This window comes from Paraburkholderia sp. BR10141 (assembly GCF_056155635.1).
Genome location: NZ_JBMIQH010000062.1, coordinates 1 through 18,264 on the forward strand (window position 1 = coordinate 1; position 18,264 = coordinate 18,264).

9 protein-coding genes and 7 pseudogenes are annotated in these 18,264 nt (G+C 60.5%); 8 read left to right on the forward strand and 8 right to left on the reverse strand.

All coding sequences use genetic code 11. From position 1 onward, the window contains the following. Positions 1-42: 42 nt before the first annotated feature. A complete protein-coding gene (locus ACOJB8_RS39250; protein ID WP_475017594.1) occupies positions 43-378 on the reverse strand; it encodes a hypothetical protein in 336 nt (111 codons plus the stop codon). Positions 379-500: 122 nt separating this feature from the next. On the opposite strand from ACOJB8_RS39250, the gene ACOJB8_RS39255 reads away from it, so the two are divergent. The 6 genes and pseudogenes from ACOJB8_RS39255 to ACOJB8_RS39280 form a co-directional block, all read left to right on the forward strand. Further along, positions 501-4,910 carry an amino acid adenylation domain-containing protein gene (locus tag ACOJB8_RS39255; protein ID WP_475017595.1) on the forward strand — a complete coding sequence of 1,470 codons (4,410 nt, stop codon included), beginning with the start codon at positions 501-503 and terminating at the stop codon, positions 4,908-4,910. Between the two features lie 107 nt (positions 4,911-5,017). Further along, positions 5,018-5,457 (forward strand): annotated as a pseudogene (locus ACOJB8_RS39260) (ATP-binding protein); the annotation flags it as partial. Between the two features lie 158 nt (positions 5,458-5,615). Continuing rightward, positions 5,616-6,047 carry an IS66-like element accessory protein TnpA gene (gene tnpA / locus ACOJB8_RS39265; RefSeq protein WP_475017597.1) on the forward strand — a complete coding sequence of 144 codons (432 nt, stop codon included), beginning with the start codon at positions 5,616-5,618 and terminating at the stop codon, positions 6,045-6,047. Further along, positions 6,044-6,328, forward strand: a complete 285-nt coding sequence (gene tnpB / locus ACOJB8_RS39270) for an IS66 family insertion sequence element accessory protein TnpB (RefSeq protein WP_475017599.1) — start codon at positions 6,044-6,046, stop codon at positions 6,326-6,328. The genes tnpA and tnpB overlap by 4 nt, the downstream gene beginning before the upstream one ends. A gap of 7 nt (positions 6,329-6,335) precedes the next feature. Further along, positions 6,336-6,677 carry a plasmid pRiA4b ORF-3 family protein gene (locus ACOJB8_RS39275; RefSeq protein WP_475017600.1) on the forward strand — a complete coding sequence of 114 codons (342 nt, stop codon included), beginning with the start codon at positions 6,336-6,338 and terminating at the stop codon, positions 6,675-6,677. A 19-nt stretch (positions 6,678-6,696) separates the two neighbouring features. Further along, positions 6,697-7,149, forward strand: a pseudogene (locus ACOJB8_RS39280) (LPD7 domain-containing protein); the annotation flags it as partial. Between the two features lie 19 nt (positions 7,150-7,168). On the opposite strand, the pseudogene ACOJB8_RS39285 reads toward ACOJB8_RS39280, so the two are convergent. Together ACOJB8_RS39285 and ACOJB8_RS39290 are read right to left on the reverse strand one after the other, a co-directional pair. Beyond that, positions 7,169-7,780 (reverse strand): annotated as a pseudogene (locus tag ACOJB8_RS39285) (transposase); the annotation flags it as partial. Positions 7,781-7,863: 83 nt separating this feature from the next. After that, positions 7,864-10,734: an insulinase family protein gene (locus ACOJB8_RS39290; protein ID WP_368605759.1), complete on the reverse strand. Its 2,871-nt coding sequence runs from the start codon at positions 10,732-10,734 to the stop codon at positions 7,864-7,866. An 89-nt stretch (positions 10,735-10,823) separates the two neighbouring features. On the opposite strand from ACOJB8_RS39290, the pseudogene ACOJB8_RS39295 reads away from it, so the two are divergent. Continuing rightward, positions 10,824-11,283, forward strand: a pseudogene (locus tag ACOJB8_RS39295) (IS630 family transposase); the annotation flags it as partial. A gap of 600 nt (positions 11,284-11,883) precedes the next feature. Here the strand turns inward: ACOJB8_RS39295 and ACOJB8_RS39300 are convergent. The 5 genes and pseudogenes from ACOJB8_RS39300 to ACOJB8_RS39320 form a co-directional block, all read right to left on the reverse strand. Then, positions 11,884-12,532: pseudogene (locus ACOJB8_RS39300) on the reverse strand (IS5 family transposase); the annotation flags it as partial. 127 nt (positions 12,533-12,659) lie between these two features. Next, positions 12,660-14,189, reverse strand: a complete 1,530-nt coding sequence (locus tag ACOJB8_RS39305; protein WP_368605758.1) for a SulP family inorganic anion transporter — start codon at positions 14,187-14,189, stop codon at positions 12,660-12,662. Positions 14,190-14,289: 100 nt separating this feature from the next. Then, entirely contained in the window at positions 14,290-14,910 is a 621-nt protein-coding gene (locus ACOJB8_RS39310) for a carbonic anhydrase (protein WP_475017603.1), read from the reverse strand. 328 nt (positions 14,911-15,238) lie between these two features. Then, complete coding sequence (locus ACOJB8_RS39315) at positions 15,239-16,357, reverse strand: IS5 family transposase (RefSeq protein ID WP_475017605.1); 1,119 nt, start codon at positions 16,355-16,357, stop codon at positions 15,239-15,241. A gap of 623 nt (positions 16,358-16,980) precedes the next feature. Further along, a pseudogene (locus tag ACOJB8_RS39320) lies at positions 16,981-17,479 on the reverse strand (IS6 family transposase); the annotation flags it as partial. 120 nt (positions 17,480-17,599) lie between these two features. Between ACOJB8_RS39320 and ACOJB8_RS39325 the strand changes: the two are divergent. Continuing rightward, positions 17,600-18,163: pseudogene (locus tag ACOJB8_RS39325) on the forward strand (transposase); the annotation flags it as partial. Between the last annotated feature and the right edge of the window lie 101 nt (positions 18,164-18,264).

Consider the following 18,264-nt stretch of genomic DNA (forward strand, 5'->3'; position numbering starts at 1 on the left):
CTTCGATCACTTCCTCCCGTCGATGCCCCACGATGTCGGAGTTCAGGGTTGGATCTCCTGGGCGATCAGGCTGTCAAAGTCAGAAAGTTGGACGTCTTGGCTCGAAGCTCGAGCAGTCCGGCGGGTTCCCTGCTCGAAGTCCACTCGAGCCATTGGCGTGTGGCGACGGGCTCCGAGGATGTCGATGTTTGCTTTTGCGAACTCGATGGGCAGATGCTGGACGCGCGAGCCCTCGCCAGGCACTTCAATGTGGATGAAGGTAGTCGCCTTCCGATCTTGAGCGATGAACAGGCGCGGAGCATAACTGCCACCCATGAATTGCTGGCGCCTCTGGAGAATTTTTGGCGACAGCGGCTCGAACAGTTTAGAACATTGCATCCTCCTTTCCTGTCATCGTCCGTGGCTGCGGCGCCGCCCGGATGGCAGTCGAGTTCGTGGTTCAGTCCAAGTACTTTGGCTAAATTGTCCCCACTCGATCGCTCGGAATACTTGGCAACGGCTTGCCGAACTACATGGTGCCGTCGGCGTTCGTGCGGCTATCGGGGCTGCCGCTGACGGTGAACGGCAAGCTCGACCGCAAGGCACTGCCGGCGCCGGCTGACGATGCCTATGCGCGGGCGGCCTATGAGGCGCCGCGCGGGGAGCTCGAGACGGTGCTGGCAGAGATCTGGGCGGAGCTTCTAGGGATCGAGCGGGTCGGACGCCACGACAACTTCTTCGAGCTCGGTGGCCACTCGCTCCTGGCGGTGCAGGTGTCGAGCCGGCTGTCGCAGGCTGTTGGGGTCGAACTGCCGTTGTCGACGCTGTTCGCCAGGCCGGTGCTGGGCGATCTGGCGGCAAGCACCGTCGAGGTGTTGAGTCGCTGCGGTCCCCAACACCTGCCGGCGATTGTGGCCGTATCGCGTCATGAGCCGCTTGTGCTGTCGTTTGCGCAGCAGCGGCTGTGGTTTTTGGCGCAGCTGGATGAAGGCAGCACGCACTATCACATTCCGCTAGCCTTGCGGTTGCGCGAGGTGCTCGACCGCAGCGCCTGGCGGCGCAGCCTTGACTGTTTGTTTGCGCGTCATGAGGCACTGCGCAGTGTCTTTGTCGCGCCGCAGGCCAAGCCCCGGGTTGAGATCCTGCCGTCGGATGCGGGACTGCCGGTGTTTGAGCACGATCTACGGCAGAGGCCGGATGCGGCGGCGGCACTTTTGGATCTGTGCCATGAAGAGGAGTGCACGCCGTTTGATCTTGCGCGCGGGCCGCTGATCCGCGGGCGTTTGGTGCGGATTTCGGATGAGGAACACGTCTTCCTGCTGACCCAGCATCACATCATCTCGGACGGCTGGTCGATGGGCGTGCTGGTGCGTGAACTCAGCCAGCTTTACCGGGCGTTCGAGGCTGGACAGGACGATCCTTTGCCGCCGCTGGCGATCCAGTATCCGGATTATGCCGCCTGGCAACGCCAATGGCTGTCGGGGGAACGGCTGCAGAAGCAGGCGAAATATTGGCGCAACGCCCTTTCAGGCACGGCCCGTCTTGTCTTGCCGACGGACCGTGCGTGGCCGGCCCAGCAGTCATTTGCCGGGGCCAGTGTTCCTGTTGTCATCGATGCGGATCTGACGCGGGACTTGAAGCGGCTGAGCTGGCAGCATGGCACGACGTTGTTCATGACGGTGCTGGCTGCATGGGCTGCGGTGCTGTCGCGGCTGTCGGGGCAGGACGACCTTGTGATCGGGGTGCCGAGTGCCAATCGGGGTCGCCGCGAGATTGAAGAGTTGATCGGGTTCTTCGTCAACACCTTGGCGCTTCGGCTGGACCTATCGGGCGAGCCAAGCGTGTCGGAGCTTCTGGAGCGGACGCGGCGCACGACGCTGGCTGCGCAGGAGCATCAGGACCTACCGTTCGAGCAGGTGGTGGAGATCGTGCAGCCGCACCGGGCGCTTGACCACACGCCATTGTTCCAGGTGATGTTGGCTTGGGAGAACCACGCCGGTCCGTCGTTCGACCTTCCCGGGCTGAGTGTGGAGGCTGCCGACTGGCTCGATCAGGTCAAGTTCGATCTGGAGCTGAGCTTTAGCGAGCATGGCGAGAAGATCGCTGGAACACTGAGCTATGCCACGGCACTTTTTGATCAGGCGACGATCGAGCGGCAGCGTGGTTATCTGCTGGCGCTGCTGCGGGCGATGGCTACCGATGCAGGCCAGCCGGTCGGCCGCATCGATATCCTGCCGGCTGAGGAGCGCAACTATCTGCTGGAGGATCTGAACCGCACGGCAGCGGCGTATCCGTCGGAGCAGTGCATCCATGAGCTGTTCGAGGCGCAGGTGCGCCGCTCACCGGAGGCGGTGGCGGTGGTCCACGAGAACGAGAGACTGAGCTACGGCGAACTCAATGCGCGGGCCAACCGGCTGGCCCATCATCTGATCGCACTCGGAGTCAGGCCGGATCAGCCGGTGGCGATCTGCCTGAAGCGCAGCCCGGCGATGGTGGTGGGGCTCTTGGCGATACTGAAAGCGGGGGGCGCCTATCTACCGCTGGATCCGGCCTATCCGTCTCAGCGGTTGCGCCAGGTGCTGGGCGATGCCGCGCCGCAGTTGCTGCTTTGTGATGCGGCCGGCCGCGCCGCACTCGGGCCCGAGGTGCTGACCGATGTGATAGCGGTTGATCTGGAGACGGCCACGCCGGTCTGGGGCGAGCGGCCGCCTTCGGACCCGGAGCCGCGCACGCTTGGCCTCACGTCCCGCCATCTCGCCTATGTGATCTACACCTCAGGCTCAACCGGAACTCCCAAAGGGGTACAGAATGAGCATCGAGCTATTATCAATCGCCTGATCTGGATGCAAAAGGCCTATGCACTCAATACGGCTGATGTTGTCTTGCAGAAGACCCCGTTTAGCTTCGATGTCTCTGCCTGGGAATTCTTTTGGACATTGCTTGAAGGGGCAACCCTGGTGCTGGCGGTTCCAGGTGTGCACAAAGACCCAGATGCGCTTGTAAACCTGATAATCGGCCAACGCATCACCACCGCTCACTTTGTACCATCCATGCTGGCCAGCTTCATGGATACGAAGGGCGTTGATCGCTGCACATCCCTGCAGCGTCTCGTGTGTAGTGGTGAGGCGCTTTCTGCTTCCCTTACGCAGAAGGTTCGGTGCGTATTACCTTGGACCGGTCTGCACAATCTATATGGTCCCACGGAATCTGCTATCGACGTAACGGCCTGGAATTGCCCGGCTGATTTTAATGGGTCAGTGGTCCCGATCGGCCGTCCGATTTCGAACACGCGGGTTTATCTGCTGGACGGTCATGGCGCGCCCGTGCCGTTTGGTGCGGTGGGCGAGCTTTACATTGGCGGGGCGGGGGGCGCGCGGGGCTATCTGAACCGCCCCGAGCTGACAGCCGAGCGGTTCATCGCCAGTCCCTTCGTGGAGGGCGATCGGCTGTACCGGACCGGCGACCTGGGGCGTTATCTGCCGGACGGCAATCTGGAGTTCCTGGGGCGCAATGACGACCAGATCAAGATCCGGGGCTTTCGCATCGAGCCGGGCGAGGTGGCCGCGCACCTGTGCGGGCATGCGTGGGTACGCGAGGCGGTGGCGGTGGCGCGACAGAACCGCGCCGGCGACAAGCATCTTATCGCCTATGTGGTGTGTGCGCCCGAAGCTCAATCGGATGAGCTGGATGGCCCTGACCTTGCCAACACCTTGCGCGCGCATCTAAGTGCGCGGCTGCCGAACTACATGGTGCCGTCGGCGTTCGTGCGGCTATCGGAGCTGCCGCTGACGGTGAACGGCAAGCTCGACCGCAAGGCACTGCCGGCGCCGGCTGACGATGCCTATGCGCGGGCGGCCTATGAGGCGCCGCGCGGGGAGCTCGAGACGGTGCTGGCAGAGATCTGGGCCGAGCTTCTAGGGGTGGAGCGGGTCGGACGGAACGACAACTTCTTCGAACTGGGCGGCCACTCGCTCTTAGCGGTGCAACTGCTCAGTCGCGCAGTCGATCTCGGGCTCAGGTTCGGCGTCGCCGACCTCTTCCAAGCCCCCCTTCTGAAGGAAGTTGCATCGAAAGTTCGTTTGGCACCGCAGCCCAGCTGTGTGAGAGCGATTTGTGTTCGAGAAATCAGATCGCGGCCAACGGTGTTCTTTGTTCCTACAGGGTTGGGCGATTGCTCCTATGTCCCCAGCTTGGTGCAAGAAATGGACGTCGACTGTTCGGTCTACGCTTTGCCATGGCCGCAATTCAGTGCATTTCAATTTCCAAGTCTTCAAGAGATCGCCTCGCAAGCGAGCTTGGCGATTCGCGAGATCCAGCCGCGAGGTCCATATCGGTTGTCTGGATACTCGTCAGGAGGAATCTTGGCTTATGCAATTGCGCAGCAGTTACTAAACCTCAACGAAGCTGTTTCCTTCATCAGCCTAATTGACGTTTTGTTATTTGCAAATCCATCAAGGACATCATCCACCCAAATGATACAAGAAGTAGTGTTAGAGTCTCTCGAATTGAATGACGAGAAGTTCGAAATCCTCAATCGCTTCGCTGGACAAAGTTCAATTTCCCGACTTCTTGAAAAAGCTCAGAAAATCGGGGCGATCCCGCTGGATCGTGATCTTCGCAATGATATTCTGAGGTATGAAAGGGCCACGCAGTTTCAACGGGCGCTGCGCTTGTATCAAGTTCCGTCCCTTCCAGTTGAGATACACCAATTCTATGCGACCCGGCCTTTTAGCAGTCGGACACGTTCTCGACAAACTTCTCTAGGTCCAGAAGCAATTTCGCCTTTGCGGGGTTGGGACCGAATTTTAAGTGCGGAGGCCATTCATGCCGTGCCAATTCCGGGCGACCACGTGACTATGATGGATGTCCCGGAGAACCGCCAAGTTCTGGGTCGGGCGATCTCAACGGCCTTAATCAGAACTCTTAAATAGTCGTCCGTGAATGACCTTGCCCCCGAGTTTTATCCCGTCCTGAGTTCGCTCTGGCCGGTGGATTTACCCGAATGGGCGGTGGTAGTGGCGGGAGCGGGTGCGGAGCCGGCCCCGGCAAAAGCCACATCGCCAAGGCCATCGCCTACAACGCCACCCTGCAGGGAATGAAGGTGAGCTACGTCGCGACATCGTGCTCGCCGGCTATGCCGTGGAAACGCGTGCCGATCAGGACCGGTTGCTCAAGGCCCTCGTCGAGCCCGAACTTCTCGTGCTTGACGATCTGTTCCTCGCCAAACGCATTCCCGATGCCGCGGCCGAACTGCTGCAGACCGTGGTCCATCAACGCTACAAGCAACGCCGCAGCATCCTCGTCACGTCCAACCGCCTCGTCCAGGACTGGAGGCGCTACCTTCGCGACAGCACCATGGCCTCGACGATCCTTGATCGCCTGCTGCACCGCTCCAAACTCCTCGAGTTTGAAGGCAAGAGCTATCGCCTGCGGGAAGCCGCCGCCAGACTTGCCGTCACTGAGGAATCCGACGCATAATCCGCTCGTCCTGCCCGGGGGGAATTTAGCCGCCCACAAGTGGAGGAGTTTGAACTGCCCATCGGGGGTCATAAGGTAAGCGTCTCGCCGCGGCCGCTCTGGCGTGCTGATTGAGATTTTGGGTAATTGGTACCCACCAAATTATGGTGGATACCAAAGTGAACAAGACGTGGGGCGATGGCGCCGCAGTCGGCGCATATAAGCGGCCGAACTTTCCGACCGAGTTCAAACGGCAACTGGTTGAACAGTCTTTCGAACCGGGCGCGTCGGTGGCGTTGATCGCGCGCAGCAACGACATCACTGCGAACCTGTTGTTCAAATGGCGACGGCTTTATCTTTATCTGGCAGGAGAGTACGGTTTGCCAACGCTTCCGGAGGGCGCAACGCCGAAGCGGGCACCGGAGGTGCCGTCGCTGTCGCCCGTGGATGTAGTCGCTGAAGCGGCGGAACATACGCCACCGATGGCAGTCGATACAGCACACTCGCCAGAGGATCTTTGCGAGATCGAGTTCGACCGTGCACGCTTGAGAGTTCGCGGCAACGTGTCACCGGATATGCTGCGGCTGCTGATCCGGGAGCTATCCCGATGATCGGCCTGCCGGCAGGCACTCGCACCTGGATCGCCGCAGGCGTCACCGACATGCGTAGTGGTTTCCCGGCTCTTGCTGCGAAGGTGCAAGCGGCACTCGAAGAGAATCCGCTCGGCGGCGACGTGTTCATTTTTCGGGGACGTCGCGGCGATCTGGTAAAAATTCTCTGGGCAACCGATGACGGACTATGGCTTCTGGCGAAGCGAATTACCTGGGCCACCTGCACGAATTCGTGTTCGGCGACACCACTACGGGGTGCCCGATCCGGACTTCCCGAGTGACCCGCCGATGCTCAACGAAGCGCGGGTGAACCTGGGCCGTGCGCTCGGTGCGCTGAAGTCATTCACCTACATCTACGATTGCGGCGACAACTGGCAGCATCGTGTGAAGCTCGAGAAGGTCCTGGCGCCTGATCCCCAGTTGCGCGCGCCCATCTGCCTGGACGGCCGCAATGCCTGTCCGCCGGAAGATGTTGGCGGCGTACCCGGCTACGTCGAGTTCCTCGACGCGATCATCGATCCCGCTCATGAAGAACACCAGCGATTACTCGACTGGTGTGGCGGCAGTTTCAGTCCCTCTGCCTTTGACCTTCCGGACGTCAATGAACGCCTCTTCGAGATCAAATTCTGATCGTCAAGACGGCCGCCAAATGTCGCTTACGATCAAAAGCGCGTTCCATGACGCCCGGAGCGCGTTCGCCGATCGCACGGACCTCTCCTCAACTGAACGGGTCCGCCGGCGATCACAGCGTGCCGCCGAGGCGCGTTCGCTTGCGCTTGCCGCGCCGCGGGATGGCGCGCACGGCGCAACTCAGTCGCACAACGAAATCCTTTGGCATGGCCCGTCGATCACGTATGAGGTGCGGGCCAGCGGCGAGGTTGATTACCGCAAGGATGGCGCGGCGCTGCTCGTCGACGAGGGCCGCTCGCTGCGGCTGTGGGACAGCGAGCGCGACGCGATCGAGATCGCGCCACGCTTTGCCCAGCAGAAGTTCGGCTCCACGCTGTCCCTGTCCGGCCCCGAGGACTTCCAGGCGGCCGCGGCACGCGTGGCGGCGGACCTACGTATGCACGTCGTGTTCGAGCAGCCGGAAACCGAGCGCATGCGCCAGATCCGTTTATATAGACCGGACGCAGCCCTTGGCGTTGCAGGCTGCGCGACGTACGCGCTCCGCGCTCGCCGGCTGGCCCTGGGCACGCAACTGCCGCACGATACGAGGACGACGGCAGCTGCCGCGACTCGCCGGGTAGATGGTGGCGACCGCGGCGTCCAGCGCTGCATTGGCCTGAGCGCGCCTGCTCGATCCGCGGCGACGCCACTGGCAATAGCCGCTGCGCGATACATCAAGCATTCGGCACAGGCGGCTGACGCGGTACTGGTCGCGGTGGGAATCGATCCATGCGTACTTCACCGCGACCCTTTCGCGAAGTACGCCGTCGCTTTTGAGAGATTTCGATGTCCAGCTTCGCACTGGCCAATTCGTTGCGCAACCGGCTGTTCTAGGCTTCCAGCGCACTGATCGGGCGAGTTGTTCGTGCCGTGACCGCTTCGCGACCACTCGCCGGGCCAACGCCCTCGAATCGGCGGCCACGCCGCATCCAGTTCCCTAGCGTCGCCACTGGTACCCCAAGCCTTCGTGCAGCCTCGTGCTGCCCGACTGATTTGGCAAGCCTGACGGCCTCGATCATGAATTCGTCTGTGTGTTGCCGTTTCGGCACTGACCTTTCTGACATGCAACCCCTCCGTACAGTAGGAAATTAACAAAATTCCTGCTGTACGCGAAATCGAGGCACGGTCAAACCCGCAATCACTTGAATCAATTCACAAGGTCAGCTACCTCGATCACAGCCATTCCGCAGAGATCCTGGTTTGCATTTCCCACAGCGGCGGCACGGCTAGCCGCTTGTGGGAGTAGCCAGCGAGCGAGCGCCTCCTTGACTTGCATCAAAGTGCAAGCGAGCACTTGTTGGCGGAAGGCTCGGCGCATCTCCTTCGTCACACCGCGACGCTCCGAACGATCGGCTGCACTGGCGAGAGTATATGGTGCCAGAGGTTTGTCGAGTCGCTTGATGACTGAGATGATGGCTTCTTCGAGGGTCTGTTGGCTAAAGCTTGCGTCCTGGATCTCGCGCACCGAGCCCGCGAAATCCGCGTAGGTGCCCGCCAGCCGGGGATCGCGAAACGAACTCATCGTAAAAAGGCCATCCTCCGCGCTATAGCTGGCCCAGCCGCCGTAGGCGCCCCCCTCTTCGCGCAGCTTGCGGTGCAGCGCAAGATGGGTCAGGAGCTCGGCGGCAACAGCGAGAGGCGCAGCATCGGGATGCTCGACACTAGGCGCGGCCCATGCAATGTGGCAATGGTTCACCTGGCTTGCCACACGCAAGGCCACGTTGGCGACTTCATGAGCACGCGAGATCGCGTCAGATGCACCCAGCCTGCCCGCCCGAGAGGGGCGCAGGTCCAATGCCTTCGAGGCCTCGAGCGACGATCCGTTCAGGCCAACCCAAATGACGCGATTGGGCACCTCCAGCAACAGCTGGTGAATGCGCTTCAGGTGGTCGGCGATAGCTTGAACGCCCTCCGGCGACTCCAGCATCTTGCCTAGCGCGGCGACGAATGGCAGAGAGGCTAGGCCGTGCACGCGGTGGGCAAATTGCCGACGAATCGAGTAGGGCGCGGCCGCGGCCAGAGAAGCGTACTGGCCGGCCGCCGCTGCTAAGCCGTTGACTTTACGCGCGACGCGCGCTTTGGTCAAAAACGAGATGCGGTCGAGTTCATCGAATCGCGGCACCAAGGCCCACGCCGCGATGGCGGAGGGGATTCCGGCTTCGTCCCCAGTCAGCGCGGAGGCATGAACGTTCAGTTGCGGCGTCAGGCTCGTGCGACCGGCCTCCACCAAGGTGTCCAGCGTCATTGAGAATGAGGACACCTGACGCTGGCGCCATCGGCCCGCTTCTTCAAATCCCAAACTACCAGTCCCGAGGTCCGGCACGATGTCGGCGTACAGGGATAGCCAGGGCCAATCGTCCTTCGGGGCCGTGCTCAGATCGAAAAGCGTGGTCGCATAGGTGATGCCGTTGGTGGCGCCACCGACGACGCTAATCGAGCTGTGCTGATGTTGAATCTCTGGGAACGCGATGGGCTCACGCCTGAGTTCGCTCGGCTGAACGCAAGGCAGTACATCGATGTTGCTTCGAGCCTTCCGGTGTTCGGCCAGAGCGGCCTCCTCGGCGCCGATCTGGCGACGCTCGTCGTCGCTCAGCTCGCGCTCCTTCAGCGCGAGCGCCTTGGCTTCCTGCGCCTCGCGCAGAGTCGCGAAGTCGGCATCTGCAATCACGTGCGTGGCCAGAAGATTCGGGTGATTGATCAGCTCACGGACGGCACGCTTGAAGAAGGCCGGGTCCTCAATCTCTTTCTCGAGTTGCTGAAGCACGGGTTCGATATCGAATGCCGTTGCGACATCGCCTCCGTTCATCAGCAAGGGTATGGCGTCAAGCAACCGGCGCAGTGCGTCTGGGATTGTGTCCCCCTGAATCTCGCGCTGTGCAAAGCGCATGTCGCGCAGTGCGGTTTTGAGGACATCCACCGGAACGCCGTCAGTTGCGGCGTCCTCGAGGGCTTGCTCGATACAGCTCTTTGCTCGCTCCACCTGTGTCTCGGTCAATCCTTCCATGCCAATATGCAGCACAAGCTGGCGCAGGCCGCTGTCGACGAAATTCATCTGGCTTGGTCGGCCGAAGCCGGCCGACTGCATCGCCTTCATCACCGGCGCGGAGGCGTCGCCAAGCAAGCCGTGGCTCAGTAGCCGAAGTCGTGCAGTGGCTAGCGGGTCGGTGGATTCACCGAAGCGCCAGCTGAGCTGTAGGCCATGTTCGTCAGGGCGCGCTTGAGCCGACGGTACTCTGACCTGAGCGCGGCGCGGTGCTATCCAGTCAGCAGCCAGCTCTGGCCGACGCGCCGGGCACCGTCCCGTGCGGCGCGAGAGCACGCGCTCAACGAGCTTGGCCTGAATCTCCTTTGCCTCGATTCGACCAGCGCTCATGAACATCGCTTGCGAAGGGTGGTAGTGGCTGGCGTGGAACTCCAGCAGCATTTCGTGTGAAAGCTCCGGGATGACGAGCGGGTCGCCGCCGTAGTTCTCGGCGTAGGACGTTCCGGGGAACAGAGCCTTGTTGAGGCCGGAGTACAGGATGCTCAGCGGATCGCCAAACGCGCCCTTCATCTCGTTGAGCACTACACCTTGACGGATCAGGCGATCGTCCTTGAAGGAATGGCGCCAGCCCTCCTGACGGAAGCTAAGGTAATCCAGCTTGGGGAAGAAGGTCGCGTCAAGATAGACGTCGAGCAGATTGAAGAAGTCGGTGCGATCGGTACTCGCGAACGGATAGACCGTGCGGTCGGGGTACGTCATCGCATTCATGAAAGTCGCCGTTGAGCGCCGCAGCATTGCGAAAAACGGGTCCGCCACCGGGAAACGCTCCGAGCCGCACAGTGCAAGATGCTCGAGGATATGGGCACGCCCGTCGCTAGCTTGCGGAACCGTCGGAAAGCCCACCAGGAAAGCGAACTCGTCCTGGTCGCTGGCCAAATGTACATGACGTGCTCCGGATGCGGGGTCTAGGTATTGCTCGAGCTGCGCGCGCAGATCCGGGATGGGGTGACTGGAGATGTGTTCGAAGGAGGTCATTGTGATTCAGTGTCGGGTTGGCTGATCGACGAGGTACGGCTAAGCGCAGCGGCGCGTGGCCTGTCCTTACGTTCCACTTATGCAACGCCCCTCATTGGTCAAAAAGTTTCAAGCTGTCTAATGATCCCTACTTCGTAGAGAAGGTGCGCGATATTGTCGGGCTGTACCTGAGCCCACCGACCAATGCTTTGGTGCTGTGCGTCAACGAAAAGAGCCAGTGCCAGGCGCTAGAGCGGACGCAGCCGATGTTGCCGATGGGGCGGGGCTATCTTGAGGGAGTGACGCATGACTACGTCCGGCAGGGCGCTACCCGCTGTTCGCCGCCCTCAATACGGCAACGGGTGAAGTCATCGCGCAATGTAAGCCGCGCCACCGTCATCAGGAATTCCTCGCGTTTCTCAGGCATGCGGATCAGGCGGTGCCCGCACAATCTCGATGTGCATCTGATCGTCGACAACGATGCGACGCATAAGCATCCGAAGGTCAGGGCGTGGCTGGCCAAGCATACGCTACCACATGCACTTCACGCCGACGTATTTTCGCGACATTCGTTAATGTTTAGTTTCGCACACTCTCCAATTTCGTTGTTCATGGCCTCCTACCCGTGTTGACCAATGTTTGACCTACCTCAAGGTCGCCGTTACAGCCGTAGATGAATGGACTCAATTTTGCCTCTGTTGAATTTCCAGTGGGGGGTATCGTCCCGACTTCTGCATAAACACGACGAGGGCAGGTTATGCACAGCAAGCTGTTCGAAGCCGCATTGGGCGTGAGCAATGAAACGAACGCGTCCGTGCGCCGGTCAAACCCGGCAAGGTGTTGTGAATGAAAGAGTCATACGTTGAAGGTCTAGCCAACCACAACGGCCTCGAGTCATGCGTGTGCGTCCGTAAGGGCGTAGGCGAAGCGTTGGCAGAGGTACGCATGGGCCAGGTATCGAGCTGCGAAATCCATTCCCCGTTCCGAAAGGTGCGGGCTGATCGGGGTGCCGAGGCGCTTGACGCTTGCCGAAAGCCACACCGGGATTGCCGTATTGGCAAGGCAATCCCGGACCCCGCGCGGTCGGAGACCCTGAGCACGTGCGGAAACACCTTGCATGGGAACCGGGAGATCCCGCGCCCTACTGCGTCGCGCTGGGAAGCGTGGAACGAGCATCAACATTGCGAAGACGACGAAATGAAGCCCTGCAAGCGTCTGCGGAAGTCGCTCGTAATCTCGTGCGAGCCGCCGGAAGCGATTCAACAAGCCAAAGCTGCGCTCGACCACCCAGCGACGCGGCAGGAGGACAAAGCCTTTTTTCGCCTCCGGCAGCTTGATGGCCTGCCGTTCAATGCCTTCATCACGCGCGGCCTGCGTCGCGTCCTCACCTGTATAGCCTTGGTCCGTGAATGCCACCGTCATTGTTTGACCCGATACCTCCTGAACCTGGCGGGCAAGCTCGGCAACCTGCGCTCGCCCCTGCTCGTTGGCCGGCGTAATGTGCACAGCCAGCAGATTGCCCAGCGTATCGACCGCCATGTGTACCTTGCTGCCACGCTTGCGGTTATAGCCATCGTAGCCCGCACGCGGGCCGCTTTCGCACGTGGACTGCAACGTGCGTCCATCCAGGATAACCGCGCTGGGTTGCCCCCGGCGCTCCTGGGCGATACGCAGCACCGAACGCAATTCGCTGACCATCGCATCGAAACAACCCGCGTTCAGCCAACGTTTGTGTTTGCTGATAGACCAGTTCCGACGGCGGGAAGTTGGTCGGCAGCATACGCCACGAGGCACCGGCTCGCGCCATCCATTTGCGTGCTCCTTCGGAGAAAACGATGTGTGCAAGCTCCGTTTTACCCAGTCGGGCTTACTTCCGCGGCCCTCCCACATAGCATCTAATGCGACACACAACCGTCATGGATCCCAACATCATTGTTGGCATGCGGTCAGGCGCCTGAGCGCGTTGCAGGAGGCAGCACCGTTGCGGCATGTAGAACCTCCACCGAGATCGACCGCAGCGGCGCCTCGTCAATGAAACGGTCCAGCAGTTCGCGCACGTCGTGGTCGATGAAATCGGCGCGGGTTGTGTCGACGATGAGAGTCGCCCGATCCGGGATATGCGCAAGCATCTCCTTGAGCGCCACCTTGCCGAGAAACGACACATCCTTGCGAAACGAGAGCAGGAAATGGTCGTCGTGTCGCGCGAGGGCAATAGGCCGATGCAGATTCGCCCACAACGCGAGCGCGGCGCTGCACAGCACGCCGAGGACAATTCCGGTGAGCAGATCGGTGGCGAGCACCCCGGCAATCGTTACAATGAATGGCGTGAACGCTGCCGCTCCCTGTTTCGCGAGCATAATGAACAGCGACGGTCTGGCGAGCTTGATGCCGGTATGAATGAGAATGGCGGCGAGACTCGCGAGCGGAATCAGGTTGATCGCATCCGTGAGCGAGAACACGCTGACGAGGAGTAGCACGCCGTGCACGATTGCGGAGAGCCTGCTACGCGCGCCGGCGTGGACGTTGGCCGAACTGCGGACGATGACGGATGTGATGGGCAATCCCCCGATGGCGCCTGCCACCATATTGCCGACGCCTTGCGCTTTGAGTTCGCGATTCGGTGGTGCGGCGCGACGCTGCGGGTCGATCTGCTCGACGGCTTCGAGGCTCAGGAGCGTTTCTAGGCTCGCGACAACGGCAAGCGTCAGGGCGACGATCCAGATTTCTGGATCCACAAGGCGCGCGAAGCTCAACCCGAACTCAGCGAAATGCAAGGCGTCGTGGAGCGCCGCCAACGATTTGATGGCCGGCAACGCTACGCGGAGCTCAGGTGGCAACGCGAGCGTGGCGCCTAACGCGCCGCAAACCAGCGTCGCGCTTACGCCCGCAACTACGACGACAAGCGGCGCGGGCACGAACCGCACTAGGGCGAAGCGTCGCAATGTATGCGTGTCCCAGGCCGCAAGGATGGCCAGCGAGATGGCGGCTACAGTACAGACTATGGGCGAGATGGATGCAAGCGCGCCTGCCAACGATTCGGTGTTGCCGCCCGACGTCAGACCGACTGCGAGTGGAACCTGCTTGATGATCAGCAGCAGGCCGATTGCGGCGAGCATTCCCTTGATGACGGGTGTGGGCACATACGACGCGAGCTGCCCGGCTCGAAGCGTGCCGAAGCCGAACTGGATGGCGCCCGAGAGCAGCAATGCAATAAGGAATGCAGAGAAACTACCGAGACGCGCGATGCCGTCGACGACGATCACGACGAGGCCCGCGGCGGGGCCGCTCACACTGAGGGACGATCCGCTGAGCAAGGCGACGACGATGCCACCAACGATGCCAGACACCAGCCCGGCTAGCGGCTCTGCGCCGGAGGCTTTTGCAATGCCGAGACACAACGGCAGCGCGACGAGAAAGACTACAGCGCCGGCTGCGAGGTCACGTAGAAGCGCAGAAGGGAAAGCTTTCGAAGTCATGACGGAAACGAAAAATAGTGAAGGGTGAATACCGCGACGGCGAAACTTGTGCGACTGCCATGTTCCGGTGAACGAGGTAAGCGGAGCGATCTGGAGCGGCTCAGACGGGGGCGATTGCCTTCCTTGTTTCAGGCCCGTAGCCCGACACGAGTTCGCGCATCTGGCCGTCGTTCAGTGAAAAGATCCAGCCGTGCACAAGGGGAGAGGGTGCACGCCCACGCACGAGCGGATGCTCGCGCAGCAGGCGTACCTGTTCGAGTACATTAAGTTCGACGAGCCGGTTGATGCGTGCCTCTTCCGATGGCAGGCGAGCGAGCGCCGCGTGATGCGTGTGTGCGAGTGCGCAAAGCGGCCTGATGTGGCGGTTGAAGTGCGGCGAGGCATCGGCTGGCGGAAGTAGCGAGGCGCGCACGCCCCCGCATCCGTAATGCCCGCAGACAATGATGTGCGCGACCCGCAGCTCACACACCGCATATTCGAGCACGCTCATGGTGTTGTCGTCATCAGGATGAAAAAGGTTAGCGATGTTGCGATGAACGAATAGATCCCCCGGCGCGCACTGGGTGATGGTTTCGACGGGTACGCGGCTATCTGAGCAGCCAATCCAGAGCACTTGCGGTTTCTGCCCCATGGCTAGCGCGCGAAACAAGTTTGGTTCGCGCCGTCCGATTTCCTGGGCCCACGCGACATTGGCGACGAGCATGCGTTTTGGAAGATTCACGAGTCGAGACTCCAATCAGGTCGTTGGCTTCGATCAATGCTTGCGAATAGCCTTCTATCAAAAAGATGGGTCGTTCCAAAATGACGCTGGACGACGCCAATACGTGGCGCGGACTTCGCGGTCTCCCGTCAATCAACCCACCCAGTGCACTCGGCCGCCGCCGGGATGCCCTAGCAGGCCGCTGGAATACAGCCCAACGGAGACGGCCTTGTTCCGCTTACGCGGTTCCTGCCGAAAATTTTTCTGATTGCGCAATCTCAACGCGAATTCAACGTTGTTTTGGCGGGTTGAGGCTACTTTTTTTGGCCTCATTGCCGCTTTCCCGCCACTATGGACGCACCTGTGCCAGCGATCGCATGCGCACAAGGTTGTAGGCCGCCATATTCAACACGAACATCTGGTCCACCTTCTTCAAGCCACGCACCATCACCTGGCGCATGCGCCCCACGGTCTTGGCCCAGCCGAAACCCTGTTCAATCAACTTGCGCTTTTGCTGCGAAATGGCGTAGCCCACGCTCGAGGCAATCGCATCGGGCACTGCCGAACGCCGCCCCGAGGTGTTTTGCGCAACGTGCGGCGTGACCTTCATCTGCTGGCGCGCCTCGACGAATTCCTGTGCGTCGTAACCCTTGTCTGCACCCAGCGTGATTTCCGCGCCCGGATCCTCTGCCGCCTGCCGTACGTCGTGGATCATGATCTTGGCCGCTTCACGCTCGGCATGACCGTCGGCGCGTGTCACGCGTGCGTTGACCACCAAGCCATGCCGGTTGTCCGTTAGCGTATGGCCCATGTAGCTCAATTCGCTGGCCGTTTTGCCTTTTCGATAGAGCTTCGCATCGGGGTCGGTCTTCGACGGATGTGTCTCGTTGCTGCGTTTCTCGCTTTTGCAGTCGCCCGTGCCGCCACCATCGTTGTCCTGATCGTCGCCGTTCTTGCGTACAAAACTCTTGTGTCCGACCCACGCCTGGATTAGGGTGCCGTCCACGCTGAAATGCTCACCTGAGAGCAGACACTTCTTCCCGGCGATGGACACCCCTTCGTTGAAGAATTCGATCACGGCGTCGTGCTCGATCAGACGCTCGCGGTTTCTCGTAAAGACCGTGGGCACCCACACCTCGTCGTCCATCGCTAGGCCAATGAACCAACGAAACAGCAGGTTGTACTGCACCTGCTCCATCTGCTGGCACTCTGAGCGGATGCTGAAAAGCACCTGAATCAGCATGGCTCGCAGCAACTTCTCTGGCGCGATGCTCGGCCTCCCGCCCTTTATGTCCGCTTCGTACATCTGGGCGAACAGTCGATCCATCTTCGCCAGCGCTTCATTCGCCATCACGCGGATCGAACGCAACGGATGCGACTTGGGGACGAAGTCGTCCAGCTTGCACATGGAAAACAGACTCTCGGTGAATGTGTCGGCGCTGACGCCATGCCGACTGCCATTTGCCATCGTCCCGGCAGAAGATTCTTCCATGATGGCGATCTCATACAGTGTTTTACGCCGACAGATGGTGTTGAGCTTGATGAGAATTGCGATGCATTTCATTCCAGTCATTAAGGTTTGCATAACAGAATTCAGTCTACCCGGTATTCTAGATGAGTCATCGTGTCGCAATTGTGTCGTCAAATACGTTAGGCTACCCCCGTCCCTTGTTTGAACGGAACCATGCGTTGCCTCAGTAGGCGCATAGATTTGCGCACATCTCTTATACCGACTGTGGCTTCAGATGCATTGATAAAATGCAGCAAACAGACCTCAATAGGACCTACGCCGATCAATATAAGTGCAGGCATAAATTAATTTGATGACGTACTTCTTAGTAGTCTCGCTTACCGCGTGGCATTATTTGCGCTCGGCTGGTTCCGATTATTGGGTGTGCGCAACAAAGTTCGGTGCATGTTGCGGTGGCAGTGCGATGAGTCAGCGTCGATAAAGGACTGCTAACCGGTTTGGTCGCGGATCGATCATATTGGCATTGTCGCGTTGCTGGGATGGTCGAGTAAAATCGTGGGATGAAGGGTGCTGGTGCAAATAGGCAGGCGGGTTGAAAAAGTTCAAATAGGGAGGATGGCTTATCGATCAAACAGGACCGCATTCCATACGGCGGGCGCAGCGGCCTCCTTGAGGCCGAGCTTCGCGAGATCGAACTACCCCTTGCGAATGCGATGCGTCAACCCGATTCCTGAAATCGGGGCCGCGTCGCTCCCGAATCGCTTGAACCCAAGCATCGCGTTCGTTCTGGACTCGATGTGGCGATGGTCTTGCTTGATCACGTTGTTCAGATATTTTGAGGACGTGACCTTCGTGTCTTCAGGCAGCACACCATCGGTCTTCATTTCGCGCACCGCGCGGTGCGAGGCAGCATAGCCGTCGAGCGTGATGGTCTCCGGCGGCTGGCCCTGACGCTTGATGGCCTTGCTGAAAAAAAGCTTTGGCCGCAGCCGCGTCGCGTCGGGCTCTGAGCGTGAAGTCCACCGTCTGACCAGCCCGATCCACTGTCCAGTACAGGTAGACCCAGCTGCCGCGAATCTTCAGGTAGGTCTCGTCGACACGCCACGAGCGACCCGCAGAATTGCCAACGCAACCTTTCGTTTACTGCCTTGTCTTCCTTCTTCCCTTTGCGCAACCAACATTCGATCGCTGCGATTTCTTCGTCCATCTTTCCGATCCGCACCCATGGCTCGGGCGCCGCCACTGCTCGCGGTTGGTGACGGCGCGATGGGACTATGGGCGGCACTCGATGAGGTGTTCCCGCAGACGCGACATCAGCGCCGCTGGTTTCATAAGGCCGGAAATATCCACAACGCGATGCCCAAGTCGCAGCACGGCAAGGCCAAGGCGGCGCTCGCAGAGATCTGGAATGCCGCGACGCGCGCCGATGCGATTGTTGCGTTCAATCAGTTCGTCGACGTGTACGCGGCGAAGTACCCGAAGGCTGTCGAGAAGCTCACGAAGGATCGAGACGCACTGCTCGCGTTCTACGACGTCCCTGCGGAGCACTGGCAGCATGTGCGGACCACGAATCCGATCGAATCGACGTTTGCTACGGTACGCCATCGCACCAGCCGCACGCGCAACTGTCTGTCGCGCGCGACCCTCCTCGCGATGGCGTTCAAGCTGATTGAAGCGGCCGAGCAGACCTGGAGGAAGATTCGCGGTGCCGAGAAAATTGATCAGCTTCTGAAGGGCGTTCCCTTCAAAGACGGAACTCCGGTGAATGCGAGCACACCGGCTCCTCAAGCGCTGGCCGCCTGATCATGCCGTTCCGCCCGCATACACCACTATTGACGACTGCTCCCTAGCCGGCAGACAACGCGAACGTTATGGCTGTTCGAGCATCCGCGGCAACCATATAA